We start from the raw sequence: 13487 nt of genomic DNA on the forward strand, positions 1-13487 counted from the left end.
TTTATAACAAACCTACAATGGTACAGAAGATTTACGGTACCCTAGCGTAATTGTACCGGGTTCAATATAAAGTTCTGTTGTTTTTATGTCTGTTGTATCATACGTTTCCACAGAAACACGTAATTCACCCTGAGAAGTAACGCCGACTACAGTGCCTGCCAAATCATGAATGTACACTTTGTCACCTACATTGGTGAGTAATTCCAAATAGCGAGACAAGAGTATATTTATTCCTTCTTTAACAAGGCATTCCATACCGGACTCTATTCCCCGTAAAACGACGGAAGTGAGAGTTTCCAGACAAGAAATCGGTTTGGTAGCGTAGCAGGCTTGCCACATTTCGAGGTTAATTCCCGTTTCGGGTACTGGGTTTGTCCAGTTAATCCCAACTCCAATTACTGCTTGATGAATATAGCCATGATTGATTTTGGTTTCTGTTAAAATGCCACCTAATTTACGACCATTTAAAACTAGATCATTAGGCCATTTAATTCCCACATCCACGCCATAACAGCGCAGTTGGTTAGCTATACCCCAAGCACTAGCTAAAGTTAGTTGATAACTGGCACTAGCTTCTAGTTTAGGGGCGATCGCAACAGAAAGGTATAGCCCACCAGGGTGAGAAATCCATTGTCTTCCCCATTGTCCTCTACCCGCAGTTTGTTGTTGGGCAATCACCACAGACCAAGATTCTGCACCCTGGGCTAATAAATTCCACAATGTTTGATTAGTGGAAGCAAGATGATCAAAAATATGTAGCGAAAATAATGAATTTTCCCCGTTTCTTCCTGATTGCAATGCTAATTCTAACTTTTGTCGATCAAATTCCACAGACATGAACCGCAAATACCGTTGTTCAAGTTAACATTAATTGGCTGATTTTGATAAAAGGGAATAGGGAGTAGGAAGGAAAACATCAGGACTTACGCACGCAGTTTATCTGTGGAGATTGGGTGAAGGGGTGAAAGGGTAGGAGTGTAAGGGTTTTGAATACATACATCCCTATACCCTTTCACCCTTACCAAACCATTGATTTTTCGTCTCACTGTGTAAATCCTGTAATTTTTCCTCCTGCATACCAAAACCTCATATTCAATACCCTCTATTTTTGGTTAGGTTCAAGATGCACACTTGGCACTGGCGCAATTGGGAAGGACTACCGTACCTTACCTGTAGTCTTTTAGCAAACTGGCAACACGGCTTTTTTACTCACCAGTTCTGGCCGCGATCGCCCCAAGATTTAACTCCCGTTCTGCACCCAGAAGCATCGGTGTATCGCTTAAAACAGGTACATGGCAATACTGTTCTCACGCCCCAAGAAGTTGATTCCCAAGTTAAGGAAATTACAGGCGATGAGGAATCTGCTTTTGCCTTGGCGGATGGTTTAATTACCGAACAACCTTTACAAGCAGTTTGGGTAGCCAGTGCAGACTGTACACCTGTATTAATTGGGGATGTGCGAACTGGACAGGTAGCTGCATTACACGCTGGTTGGCGAGGGACGGCGGCGAAGATTGTCCCCCAGGCGATCGCCCGATTACAAGCCCAAGGAAGTCAAGTACAGGACTTAAGAGTTGCCCTCGGCCCGGCGATCGCTGGTGAAGTTTATCAAGTCTCAGTTGAGGTAGCTGCGGAAATTGGAGCCAGTATTATATCACATAATGACACCCAAAAAATTGTTCAGACGTTACATGAATTACCCAATTCTCCCTTATTATCCGACCCAGAACCAGGAAAAGTGAGAGTTGATGTGCGGCGGGTCAATACTTTGCAGTTAGAAAATTTAGGCATTAGTTCAGAACAAATTGCGATCGCCCCTTATTGTACATACCAAACTCCTGAACATTTCTTTTCCTACCGTCGTGAACAACAGAAAAAAGTCCAGTGGTCAGGAATTGTGAGCGGGAAAACATAACTTTTAGGAGTGCTGAGTTGAAAGTGCTGAGTGCTGAGTGAACCTCCATGACTAGCTTATGGTTCCCGACTTGAAGCACCCTGGGTTAACTTTAGACTCTATGAGCTGACGTGCAATTCATTTTACTTTTTACTCATAACTCATAACTCAGCACTTCCGTATTCTGTTGATTAAATAATCAAATTTTTACATGCTCTCTGTATGCTTTTGGTGTTATCCCCATAAGCTTGCGAAAGACATTGGTAAAATGACTTTGACTTTGAAAACCAACTTGTTCTGATATTTGTTCGATTGTTTTTTCAGTTCCAGTTAAAAGTTTTTTTGCTTTAGCAATTCGGCAATTAATCACATACTGATGCGGTGCCAGACCTGTAGATTGTTTAAATAAGCGAGAAAAATGATACATACTCATTCCCACAACTGCCGCAATTTCTGTTAATGTCAAATCTCGTTCGAGGTTGTCATGGATGTATGAAACAGCTTGACGTAACTTTCTTGGCGAAAGACCTTTATGATTCAACAACTGCGAAACTTTATTACTGGTGACTGAGTGGTGTTTTAGCAGGTGAACACAGAGTGTAGTTTTGAGAGACTCAATATACAGTTGGCTACCGACACCACCTGATTCTAATTCTGACTTCAGGGCTAAAGCTATTTGCTGAATTAACGGTTCCGGTGCAGCAAAGTAGGGTGTTAACTCCACACCTTGTAAATCAACCGACTCTAAGATAATTTGATTGAAAAAAGTAGGGTCTAAACTCAGGAGTAGAAAATCAGTTTCCGATGTCCAACGACAGACGTGAGGGGTATTGGCGGGAATAATGGCGACATCACCATTAAGAATATGTTCTTGCTGAAAGCGTCCGTCTAAAACTCGTTCTGCTTGGAGAAGATGATAGTCTAAGTTGATCGAGATGATATGTTGTTGGGTTGAATGTTCGGGGGTTTCATGGGCAGGCTGGTGATGAATATCTAGACGAATACCATCCCATTTGGCATTGTAACTAGAACTTATATGCGATCGCGGCAGAACTTCTGCACAAGCATCTTCTTGAGTAAAATCAACTTTTAGGATTGTCTCTTCCAGCATCATCCTCACCGCAGAGATAATAAATATATGTGTAACGCTATACTTAAACCGTAATCCGAAATAAAAATGCTATTTAAATGAATTATTACGTAATATATGACGGAAATTGCAATCTCTGCGTTACCTTAGTCCAATTTTTAGAAACTTTAGACCAAGGTAAACTGTTTCTTTATGCTGCGATGCAAGACGAACAAACACTTACACAATGGGGCATTACATCCCAAGATTGTCAACAAGGAATGATATTAATTGATGCTAATGCCCCTGAACGACGTTGGCAAGGTAGTGATGCAGCCGAAGAAATTGGCAAGTTATTACCACTGGGCAGTTTGTTTGTGGATGCTTACCGCACTATACCGGGGATGAAATGGGCAGGCAATCGCTTTTACGAACAAATCCGTGACAATCGTTATACTCTGTTTGGCAAACGTGATACTACCTATCAGTCAACATACTGTGTGGATGGTGGCTGCAAAATTGGTAATGATTAGTGTATGCACAAGTTTTGACAGTCTACTTTAGGGGTTGGTATGACAATAAGTAAGCCAGATTTAGAAATCACATCCCAAACGACTGATATCGTAGATGATATTGCGGACTGGCAACCCCCCATGCCACCCACAGATTTAATATTTGATGATGGAGAACCTTTGGAGTCAAATCGTCACCGTATTGCCATGAATGTCTTAATTCGGTCATTACAGCAAGCTTGGGCTGACCGAAACGACTTTTACACAGGTGGTAATATGTTCATCTACTACAGCAGTACCCAAGCACGTAACAATGATTTTCGTGGCCCAGATTTTTTCGCTGTAATCAATGTTGATGGTACTATCCCCAGACAAGGTTGGGTCGTGTGGGAAGAAAACGGCCGTTACCCAGATGTCATTGTCGAATTAATGTCACCATCTACGGCGCGGGTTGATAAAGTGACCAAAAAAGAAATTTATCAACAAACCTTCCGCACCCCAGATTACTTTATCTATGACCCCTTTGACCCAAATTCTTTACAAGGCTGGCATTTAGATGGCAATCAAAATTATCAGCCCATACCAGCAAATGAACGCGGCTGGCTATGGTGTCAGCGTTTAGGCTTATGGCTGGGAACTTGGGAAGGCACAGTAGACAGAGAAACAGCTATTTGGCTGCGGTTTTACGATACTGATGGTAATCTTGTCCCTCTACCAGAAGAAGCCGCCCAAGCCCAAGCTGAGGCTGCACAAGCTCAAGCTGAAACGGCACAAGCCCAAGCTGAAACGGCACAAGCCCAAGCTGAAGCAGCACAGGCCCAAGTCCAAGCTGCCCAAGCCCGCGCTGAACGTTTAGCCGCCCGTTTACGAGAATTAGGCGAAGATCCTGATGCTTAGGGATCTGCGGGTTAATAGTTTACCAATTCGCAATTCATAATTAAGAAATCTAGCTCCAATAAAACTTTCCTGATTTCTATCTGTCGCATTCTTCTTTCAAATTTGTATAACAAATAACAAATGAGAAAATTTATTAGAAAAGCTTTAACTTTTTTAGCTGTATACAACACCTACATGTTGGAGTTTCGTGCAGAACTAATTTTATGGGTGTTGTCTGGGTCTTTACCTATAATCCTGATGGGTGTTTGGATGCAAGCAGCACAAGGAGGCAAATTTGGTCTGTCTTCTATAGATTTTTCTCGTTATTTTCTCACAGTTTTTGTAGTTAGACAAATTACCGTTGCTTGGGTAATTTGGGAATTTGAAAAGGAAGTGGTAGAAGGTAAACTTTCACCTAGATTATTACAACCACTAGATCCAGTATGGCATCATGTCGCCTCCCATCTGGCTGAAAGAGTAACGCGGATACCATTTACCATAGTGCTAATAATTTTATTTTTTGCACTGTATCCCCAGTCCTTTTGGTTGCCCAGTTTTGGGCAAGTGTTTCTATTTACGTTAGCAGTGGTGTTAGCATTTATCTTGCGGTTTGTTATTCAGTACACCTTTGCTGTGTTAGCTTTTTGGACAGAACGTGCTAGTGCTTTAGAAAATTTCTGGTTCTTATTTTTTTTATTTTTATCGGGGATGGTTGCACCTTTAAATGTGTTTCCTGAATTTGTGCGGAATATTGTGTTATTTACACCTTTTCCCTATTTAATTGATTTCCCTGCAAGTATTTTGGTGGGATTACCTGTAGATATAGGGCGGGGTTTTTTATGTATGATTGGTTGGACAATGATATTTTTGGGCGCAAACCGTTTGTTGTGGCGGGCGGGCTTGAAACGATATTCAGGTATGGGTGCGTGAGCTAATATATGTTTATTTCACTCTTCGCTATCTTGATATAAGTCTTGTAATGCTTGCAGTTGAGTTTTGCGGGAAACTCGACGATATTTCTTACTTTCTAGTTTGGGTTCGTATTTACTCTGTCCTTTACCTTTGGTTTTTAACTTCAAGGTAGATTCAGGATCGGCTTGTTGGTTTAATTGAGTTTGTCTGGCGATCGCTTCCTCTAAAAACTCTAGATAATGTTCATAGCGTTCCCAATTTCCCCGCACGGCGCAATCAGGTTCGTCTCGATGCAAACAATCTCCAAATCGACAGTGATTCGCTTCTAATAGCTTTCTGACTTCGGGAAAATAGTAAACTAATTCTTCTGGTTGAGCATCTAAATCTGGTTGATTAAAGCCAGGAGTATCGGCTAACAAACCACCATCAGGTAATTCAAATAATTCTACATGGCGCGTTGTATGACGACCACGGGCAAGTTTACCAGAAACTTCCCCAACTCGCAGGTTAATATCAGGGATAAGGGCATTAATTAAGCTGGATTTCCCCACACCAGAAGGGCCAGCAATTACAGTAGTTTTATGACTAAGATAAGTTAATACTTGGTCAATATTGATACTCTTCTGCACACTGATAAATAACGGTTGATACCCCCAACCTAAGAGGCGATCGCTAATTTCTTGCTGTTCCTGGACTGAGATTAAATCGCTTTTATTCAAACACAAAACCACATCCCAACCAGTGAACTCAGCTTTGACTAAAAATCGACTTAATTGATAAGCTTCTAAAGGCGGATCAGCAACAGCAAAGACCAACATAATTTGGTTGACATTGGCGATCGCCGGTCGGTCTAATTGTCCGGTGCGGGGTAGAACTTCTGCGATCGCACCACGTTCACCAGCCCAATCTGGTTCTTCCACCACCACGCGATCGCCCACCATCACCTGCTGTCCAATTTTTTTTAACCTAGTTCTGCGGGTACACAAAAGTATAGGGAGATGAGCAGGATCTATCTCCCTATCTTTTTGATCTAGCTGTACCTTGTAAAAATTGGCTTGTACAGCCAAAACTGTACCGATTAACTGTCCATCAGTAGCAACAGCCATCATTGATTAACGGCCGGACGACGGACTAACAAAGAAAAATACTCGCTACAGTTTGTAATTTGCTCTACCTCATAGCCAGCCATTGTTAAGCTATCAGGAACTTGCTCGATTGGTTCTCCGGGGTCGAGCCATACTTCTAGCAAATCTCCTGGCGACATTTTTTCCAGGCGGAGTTTTGTCCGCACAAAATTAATCGGACAAGGAGTACCGCGCAAATCCAGTTGAGCATCGGGAGTAGACACAGAAGATAGACTCATTATTTAAACAAATTCCCCAAGAATCCTTCTAAACCACCTTTACCAGTGCGATCGCCTTTAATTTTAGCCAGCTTTTCTAGCAATTCTCTCTCCTCTGGGATGATTTTGGTGGGGATATCAATTAACACTGTTAGGAGATGATCGCCCCGACTCACCGGATTACCCAAGCGAGGTACGCCACGATTTTCCAGCTTCATCACTGTATTTGGCTGCGTTCCTGGGGGAATGATTAATTCCACTGGCCCGTCAACTGTATTCACTTCCAAACGACAGCCTAAAATGGCTTGTAAATAGCTCACCTTAATTTCCGAAAGCACATTAATGCCATCGCGTTGAAATTCTTCATCTTCGTTAACAAACAGGTAAACGTATAAATCTCCGGGAGGGCCACCACGTTGACCTGCATCACCTTCTTGTCCTATGCGTAAACGTGTACCGTTATCTACCCCAGCCGGAATTGTAATTTTGAGTTTTTTGGTAACTTGATTTGTACCTCGACCGTCACAAGCATCACACTTATCTTCAATTACCGAACCAGTACCATTACAAGTCGGACAAGTGGAAACTTGTGTGAAACTACCAAAAGGAGTTCTAGTAACACGGCGTACTTGACCAGAACCGCTACAAGTGGAACAAGTACGGGGGCGGGTTCCTGGTTTTGCGCCTGAACCATTACAAGCTTCACAAGTTTCGAGGTGAGAAATGCGAATTTCCTTTTCGCCACCAAATACTGCTTCGCGGAAATCCAACTTGAGGTCTAGTCGTAAATCATCACCCCGTACTGGGCCACTGCGCCGTCTTTGCGCTGTCTGTCCACCCATACCGCCGCCAGCAAAGCCACTGAAAATGCTTTCAAAGATATCGGCAAAACCACCCATATCACCCATGTCTTGAAAGCCCACACCAGCACCGGAAACACCTTCTGGGCCAAAGCGATCATAACGCGCCCTGGTTTCTGGTTCTGAGAGTACCTCATAAGCGCGGTTGATTTCTTTAAACCGATCCTCTGCGCCCGGTTCTTTGTTCACATCTGGGTGATACTTACGGGCTAAACGGCGGTAAGCTTGTTTGATTTCTTCTTTGTCGGCGTCACGAGAGACACCCAGAATTTCGTAATAGTCGCGGGCCATATAGCAAAGGTAAAAGATAGAAGGTAGGGACTAGAGGCTAGGGATTAGGGGCTAGAGGCTAGAGGCTAGGGATTAGAGGCTAGGGACTAGACTTTTTTACTCAGCACTCAATACTCAGCACTTTTGTAAGGCAGAAGGCATAGATTAACTTTTATTAATAATTGATTGTACCTTTTACCTTTTATAAAAATCACCAGCAAATGTTGAGTCAAATTTACTGTTACGTGGGAGACGACAAGGACTAACGAAAGTTAACAGCAAAGTTAGCAGATGCTAGAAGCTTTGGCTGTCTCTTTTACAATTGTGCTACGTGACAGGAAAAAACCCTGCTGATGAACTAGAGGGGCTAACCGCACCATTAGGTGTGGAAAACCCCCCATTTGTAGTACATTGCATCTGTAGTAAGACAGAATTTCCAGATTAAAGAACAAAGTATGTAAGGTTTAAACTTCATACTTCATACTTTAAACTTTATCCTTTAGTCTATCGCCTCATAATCAGCTTGTGCAGTCATTTCCTCATCAAAATCGAAATTAAATTGAGGGATGACAGTTCCACTGGCAGAATTTTCTAGTCCAGATGCTAATAATGGCTCGGAACCTGCTTCACCTTCTTCTGTATTGGGATTGTTTGCGCGGTTATAAACATCAGCACCGATCGCAAATAGAGTTTGCTGGAAGTCATCTAAACAATTTTGAAATTCTTGCACAGAAATACTGGGATTACTCATCACAGCTTGCAGTTGGACAAACTTTTCATGGGCTAAAGTTTTCATCTGCTCGCCAATCAAGTTGCCATTATCCTTCAAGGTAGATTCGTAACTGATTAACAAATTGTCCGCTTGGTTTTTCAGTTCGACAAATTCCTTGCGTTTTTTGTCTTCCTCAGCAAATACTTCTGCTTCTTGGCGCATCCGTTCGACTTCGTTAGCACTCAAACCACCAGTGTTAGTAATCCGAATACTTTGCTCTCGACCGGTTCCTTTATCTTGAGCCGCAACCTTGAGGATACCGTTAACATCAATTTCAAAAGATACTTCAATTTGCGGGACACCACGGGGAGCCGGAGGAATCCCCGCCAACAAAAACTTACCTAAACTTTTATTATCCCGTGCCATTGCCCGTTCCCCTTGGAGAACGTGAATTTCTACAGAAGTTTGACCATCAATTGCTGTGGAAAAAACTTGGGATTTGCTGGTAGGAATTGTGGTGTTACGTTCGATAATTTTGGTGAAGACTTCGCCCAGGGTTTCAATCCCCAAAGACAGGGGAGTGACATCCAATAATAAAAGATTATCAACTTCACCACCGAGAACACCCGCTTGAATGGCGGCTCCCAATGCGACAGCTTCATCTGGGTTAATCGAGCGATCGGGCGTTTTGCCGTTAAAAAATTTAATTAAAGCATTTTGAACAGCCGGAATCCTAGTTGAACCACCAACTAAAATAATTTTGTCTATGTCTTGGGGTTTGAGGTCAGCATCTTTGAGGGATTGAATCATGGGTTCAATCGTCGCCTCAATCAAATGTGCCGCAAGTTCTTCAAATTTAGAACGGCTGAGTTCCGTCTCTAGATGCTTTGGCCCGGATGCGTCGGCGGTAATAAATGGCAAGTTAATCGAAGTATTACCCATACTAGAGAGTTCGATTTTGGCTTTTTCTGCGGCTTCCCGTAGACGCTGCAAAGCCATTTTGTCTTGGGCTAGGTTGATTTTTTCTTGTTCCTGGAAGCGTTCAATCATCCAGCGCACAATACAGTTATCGAAGTCATCACCACCTAGTTGATTATTACCGCTAGTGGCTTTAACTTCAAAAACTCCATCTCCCAGTTGCAAAATCGATACGTCAAACGTACCACCGCCCAAGTCAAACACGAGAATTAGCTGCTCTTGGTCTTGCTTATCCAAGCCAAAAGCTAAAGCCGCCGCCGTTGGTTCATTGATAATGCGTAATACTTCTAAACCAGCGATTGTCCCAGCATCTTTAGTTGCTTGTCTTTGGGCATCGGTAAAATATGCTGGTACGGTAATTACGGCTTGGGTGACAGATTCTCCTAAAAAATTTTCCGCGTCCTGCTTCAATTTTTGCAGAATCATCGCGGAAATTTCTTGAGGGGTGTAATTTTTGCCACGAATTTGAACATCAACAGTTTCATCTCGGCCTTTAACACAATTGTAAGGAACGCGATCGCGTTCATGTTCCGTATCTTCCCAACGACGACCGATGAATCGTTTGATACTGTAGACTGTATTTTCGGCATTAGTTACGGCTTGGCGTTTTGCCAGCTGACCGACCAAGCGATCGCCACCCTTGCCAAATCCCACAATACTAGGAGTAGTTCGTCCGCCTTCCGAATTGGCAATTACAATCGGCTGACCACCTTCTAAAACTGCGACGCAACTGTTAGTCGTGCCTAAGTCGATCCCTATAACTTTTCCCATACTTACAGTATTTGTACTGAATGCTTTTGCCGTAGTGTACGGGATATCTACGGGCAAGAAATCAAGCGTAAGGGTGTAGGTGAAAACTTGGACACCCTTACATCCTTCCTTCTAGAAAATTAAAATCAAAAGTTAATAGTATGATTTGTTTTGACTTTTAACTTTTAACTTTTAATTTTAACTGTTGGCTGGACTCGACTGATCCTCTGGTGCAGATGGTGTATCCTCCTTCGGAGCAGCCACCTTGACCATTGCATGACGTAGCACGCGATCGCCTATATAATATCCGCGTACTAACTCTTCTAACACTGTTCCATCTGGATGTTCATCCGTAGGTTCGCGCATTACTGCTTCATGGAGGTTAGGATCAAACTGTTCACCTTCTGGACGCATCGGTGATACTCCCAACCGTTTCAGACAATCCACTAATTGTTTATAAACTCCTTGATAACTTTTGTGAATTGTCATCTCACCGTCAGTTTGTGGCTTGAGGTGCGCTCGCGCCCGTTCAAAATTATCGACCACTGGCAGTAATTCTAAAATTGTATTCCGCTTCGCTTGTACGTCTAGCTCTTCTTTTTCTTTGCTAGTACGTTTGCGGTAATTTTCAAAATCTGCCGCAATCCTCATGTACTGACCACTACGTTCTTCTACCTGCGCCTTGAGAGACTCTATTTGTTGAGTCAATTCTGTCAAAGCTGCCGTGTCTGCTGGTGTTTTCTCAGTAGCAGCGAAGCCATCTTCTTGATTGAGCGCAGCCGTATCTCCTGATACATTGCTTGTGGCTGCCACTTGCTCAGTAACTTCGCTGCCAGATTCGTTGGAGTTGATTTGGGCTGGGGAGTCGCTCATCATGTCTTGCTTTACCTCTGTTGGTTCACCCAATTGCTGGCTTGTATTGTTTACCTGTTTATTTTCGTCCATCATGGTCTATTCCAGATCCTCTTGTGGACAATAAATCACTGTGGAAGGAGATTTGATTGTCAACATAGTTCTGGAAGTGATATCACCGTCATCCTATTGTGACAAATGGTGAATATATTAGCGCATACTCTCTCAGGACGGGAAGCCGAACGACCAAGGATAAAGTATGAAGTATAAATTTTAGACTTCCTAGAAATTTTATTAAGTTTAAATGAAAATTCTGAGCCGTAGCTTGGGAATACTCTAAGCAGAGGTTTTCCCCTACTAATTGCTCACCTATGACTCAATCGTCACCACAACGGCGCAGTACCGCTCTCACGACCCGAACAGAGTTTTCGCCATTCGGCAGTAAGCTAGTGCAATCTGGCTATGTTAATAGCGAACAGATGAGACAGGCACTGATTGAAAGCCGCAAATCTGGCAGACCCCTGACGGAAGTGCTGGAGTCGATCACTGGGCGACAACTATCGCCGGAATTTCTTAGACAGTATAAAAAACAACAGCTATTTGAACTTAAAATACTATACGGCGTTGATTCCCTTGATCCGGAAATCAATACAATTGGCAATACAAATGTCGGGAGCTTGATTGAAACTCTGATCCCAGTGGATGTTTGCCGTCGCCATCGTTTAGTACCCCTATCAAAAAACGAAGACCAAAACCCACCAAGCGTTTTAGTGGCAATGGTCGATCCAGATAACTTAGAAGCTTCCGATGATCTGAATCGCATTTTGCGCCCCCAAGGTTTGGCATTGCAGCGCATGGTGATTACTCAAGAAGATTATCAGCAGCTAATCAACCAATATTTGGATGATTTAGCGGTGAAGCAAAAACATCTGGAACAAGAAAAGTTTACAGATATCAATCAAGATTTAGAAAATCTCGGCAATTTAGGCTTAGATGACGCTCCCGACGAGATGGAAGCTGATTTGGGATCAGCAATGAAGGGTGCGGAAGATGCTCCTGTCATCAACTTGGTGAACCGGATTCTAGCTAAAGCACTGCATGAGAAGGTTTCGGATATTCACGTCGAGCCGCAAGAAGAAAACCTCCGGGTTCGGTTTCGCAAAGATGGTGTATTGCGTGAAGCCTTCGATCCCTTGCCGAAAAAAATTATTCCAGCAGTCACAGCCAGATTTAAAATCATTGCCAGCTTAGACATTGCTGAACGACGTGTCCCTCAAGACGGACGCATCCGGCGGATGTTTGAAGGGAGAAAGGTAGACTTCCGGGTGAATACCTTGCCCAGTCGCTATGGGGAAAAGGTTGTACTGCGGATTTTGGATAACTCTTCTACCCAATTGGGATTGAATAAGTTAATTACTGATCCTGAAACCTTGAGTATTGTTCAGGAAATGGTGAGTCGTCCCTTTGGTCTGATTTTGGTAACTGGGCCAACGGGTTCTGGGAAAACAACTTCCTTGTACTCAGCATTGGCAGAAAAGAACTCACCGGGCATTAATATCAGTACAGTTGAAGACCCGATTGAGTATAGTTTGCCAGGGATTACTCAAGTACAGGTAATTCGAGAAAAAGGATTGGATTTTGCCACAGCACTGCGGGCTTTTTTGCGCCAAGACCCGGATGTGTTGCTGGTGGGGGAAACGCGGGATAAAGAAACTGCCAAAACAGCGATTGAGGCGGCGTTAACAGGTCACTTAGTATTAACTACTCTACACACTAACGATGCCCCAGGTGCGATCGCTCGTTTAGGTGAAATGGGCATTGAACCATTCATGGTTTCTAGTTCCTTAATTGGTGTGTTAGCACAACGCTTGGTGCGGCGAGTCTGTTCTGACTGTCGCATTCCCTACACTCCCACAACAGAAGAACTAGCTCGCTATGGTCTATCTGCTTCCCAAGATGTGGAACTTACTTTCTATAAAGCGAATACTTTGACAGCAGAAGCTTTAGCCGATGCCAAAGCCACAAATCATGTTTGTCCAAGCTGTAATGGTGTTGGTTACAAAGGACGCTGTGGTGTGTATGAAGTGATGCGTGTCTCAGAAAACCTCCAAACCTTGATTAACCAAGAAGCACCTACAGAACGCATCAAAGAAGTGGCTGTAGAAGAAGGAATGAAAACCCTATTGGCCTACAGCTTAGATTTAGTACGTCAAGGAGCCACCACCTTAGAAGAAGTTGATCGGGTGACGTTTACCGATACAGGCTTAGAAGCAGAACTCAAAGCCAAACGTAAGACAGGCCTGACCTGTCGAACTTGTAGTGCTGAACTCAAACCCGAATGGCTGGATTGTCCCTACTGTATGACACCCAGATTTCAAGATTAATGATTGGTCAATTGCCAATAGTCATTAGTAAACACCAATGACAAATGACAGCTGACAACTGACGAAGGACAACTGA

12 protein-coding genes are annotated in these 13487 nt (G+C 43.2%); 5 read left to right on the plus strand and 7 right to left on the minus strand.

Annotation, left to right across the window (positions count from 1 at the left end; translation table 11 throughout):
- Nucleotides 1-12 precede the first annotated feature (12 nt).
- Entirely contained in the window at nt 13-837 is an 825-nt protein-coding gene (locus tag H6G77_RS00515) for a biotin--[acetyl-CoA-carboxylase] ligase (protein WP_190591491.1), read from the minus strand.
- Nucleotides 838-1123: 286 nt separating this feature from the next.
- On the opposite strand from H6G77_RS00515, the gene pgeF reads away from it, so the two are divergent.
- Complete coding sequence (pgeF, locus tag H6G77_RS00520; protein WP_190870565.1) at nt 1124-1915, plus strand: peptidoglycan editing factor PgeF; 792 nt, start codon at nt 1124-1126, stop codon at nt 1913-1915.
- 178 nt (nt 1916-2093) lie between these two features.
- Here the strand turns inward: pgeF and H6G77_RS00525 are convergent, their stop codons facing one another.
- Nucleotides 2094-3008, minus strand: a complete 915-nt coding sequence (locus H6G77_RS00525; RefSeq protein WP_396019810.1) for a helix-turn-helix domain-containing protein — start codon at nt 3006-3008, stop codon at nt 2094-2096.
- Between the two features lie 74 nt (nt 3009-3082).
- On the opposite strand from H6G77_RS00525, the gene H6G77_RS00530 reads away from it, so the two are divergent.
- From H6G77_RS00530 to H6G77_RS00540, 3 genes are all read left to right on the plus strand, one after another.
- Nucleotides 3083-3496: a thiol-disulfide oxidoreductase DCC family protein gene (locus tag H6G77_RS00530; protein WP_190591489.1), complete on the plus strand. Its 414-nt coding sequence runs from the start codon at nt 3083-3085 to the stop codon at nt 3494-3496.
- A gap of 39 nt (nt 3497-3535) precedes the next feature.
- Complete coding sequence (locus H6G77_RS00535) at nt 3536-4372, plus strand: Uma2 family endonuclease (protein ID WP_190870566.1); 837 nt, start codon at nt 3536-3538, stop codon at nt 4370-4372.
- A 120-nt stretch (nt 4373-4492) separates the two neighbouring features.
- Nucleotides 4493-5281, plus strand: a complete 789-nt coding sequence (locus H6G77_RS00540) for an ABC-2 family transporter protein (protein WP_190591487.1) — start codon at nt 4493-4495, stop codon at nt 5279-5281.
- A 17-nt stretch (nt 5282-5298) separates the two neighbouring features.
- On the opposite strand, the gene rsgA is transcribed toward H6G77_RS00540, so the two are convergent.
- The 5 genes from rsgA to grpE form a co-directional block, all read right to left on the minus strand.
- Complete coding sequence (rsgA, locus tag H6G77_RS00545) at nt 5299-6369, minus strand: small ribosomal subunit biogenesis GTPase RsgA (protein WP_190870730.1); 1071 nt, start codon at nt 6367-6369, stop codon at nt 5299-5301.
- A complete protein-coding gene (locus H6G77_RS00550; protein ID WP_190672514.1) occupies nt 6369-6626 on the minus strand; it encodes a sulfurtransferase TusA family protein in 258 nt (85 codons plus the stop codon). Before H6G77_RS00550 ends, rsgA begins: the two co-directional genes overlap by 1 nt.
- The gene (gene dnaJ, locus H6G77_RS00555; RefSeq protein ID WP_190672518.1) at nt 6626-7756 is read right to left on the minus strand and encodes a molecular chaperone DnaJ; all 1131 of its coding nucleotides are present in this window, start codon (nt 7754-7756) and stop codon (nt 6626-6628) included. Before dnaJ ends, H6G77_RS00550 begins: the two co-directional genes overlap by 1 nt.
- Before the next feature lie 478 nt (nt 7757-8234).
- Nucleotides 8235-10196: a molecular chaperone DnaK gene (gene dnaK / locus H6G77_RS00560; protein WP_190591484.1), complete on the minus strand. Its 1962-nt coding sequence runs from the start codon at nt 10194-10196 to the stop codon at nt 8235-8237.
- A 177-nt stretch (nt 10197-10373) separates the two neighbouring features.
- The gene (grpE, locus tag H6G77_RS00565; RefSeq protein WP_190672521.1) at nt 10374-11123 is read right to left on the minus strand and encodes a nucleotide exchange factor GrpE; all 750 of its coding nucleotides are present in this window, start codon (nt 11121-11123) and stop codon (nt 10374-10376) included.
- Nucleotides 11124-11398: 275 nt separating this feature from the next.
- On the opposite strand from grpE, the gene H6G77_RS00570 reads away from it, so the two are divergent.
- A complete protein-coding gene (locus H6G77_RS00570; protein ID WP_190591482.1) occupies nt 11399-13411 on the plus strand; it encodes a GspE/PulE family protein in 2013 nt (670 codons plus the stop codon).
- Nucleotides 13412-13487 lie beyond the last annotated feature (76 nt).

The sequence above is a fragment of the Aulosira sp. FACHB-615 genome, assembly GCF_014698045.1.
Classification (GTDB): Bacteria; Cyanobacteriota; Cyanobacteriia; order Cyanobacteriales; family Nostocaceae; genus Nostoc_B.

Coding starts and splice junctions, on each gene's coding strand:
- H6G77_RS00530 (WP_190591489.1), top strand. CDS start 3,083: ATGAATTATTACGTAATATATGACGGAAATTGCAATCTCTGCGTTACC.
- grpE (WP_190672521.1), bottom strand. CDS start 11,123: ATGATGGACGAAAATAAACAGGTAAACAATACAAGCCAGCAATTGGGT.
- rsgA (WP_190870730.1), bottom strand. CDS start 6,369: ATGGCTGTTGCTACTGATGGACAGTTAATCGGTACAGTTTTGGCTGTA.
- dnaJ (WP_190672518.1), bottom strand. CDS start 7,756: ATGGCCCGCGACTATTACGAAATTCTGGGTGTCTCTCGTGACGCCGAC.
- H6G77_RS00540 (WP_190591487.1), top strand. CDS start 4,493: ATGAGAAAATTTATTAGAAAAGCTTTAACTTTTTTAGCTGTATACAAC.
- dnaK (WP_190591484.1), bottom strand. CDS start 10,196: ATGGGAAAAGTTATAGGGATCGACTTAGGCACGACTAACAGTTGCGTC.
- H6G77_RS00550 (WP_190672514.1), bottom strand. CDS start 6,626: ATGAGTCTATCTTCTGTGTCTACTCCCGATGCTCAACTGGATTTGCGC.
- H6G77_RS00525 (WP_396019810.1), bottom strand. CDS start 3,008: ATGATGCTGGAAGAGACAATCCTAAAAGTTGATTTTACTCAAGAAGAT.
- H6G77_RS00515 (WP_190591491.1), bottom strand. CDS start 837: ATGTCTGTGGAATTTGATCGACAAAAGTTAGAATTAGCATTGCAATCA.
- H6G77_RS00535 (WP_190870566.1), top strand. CDS start 3,536: ATGACAATAAGTAAGCCAGATTTAGAAATCACATCCCAAACGACTGAT.
- H6G77_RS00570 (WP_190591482.1), top strand. CDS start 11,399: ATGACTCAATCGTCACCACAACGGCGCAGTACCGCTCTCACGACCCGA.
- pgeF (WP_190870565.1), top strand. CDS start 1,124: ATGCACACTTGGCACTGGCGCAATTGGGAAGGACTACCGTACCTTACC.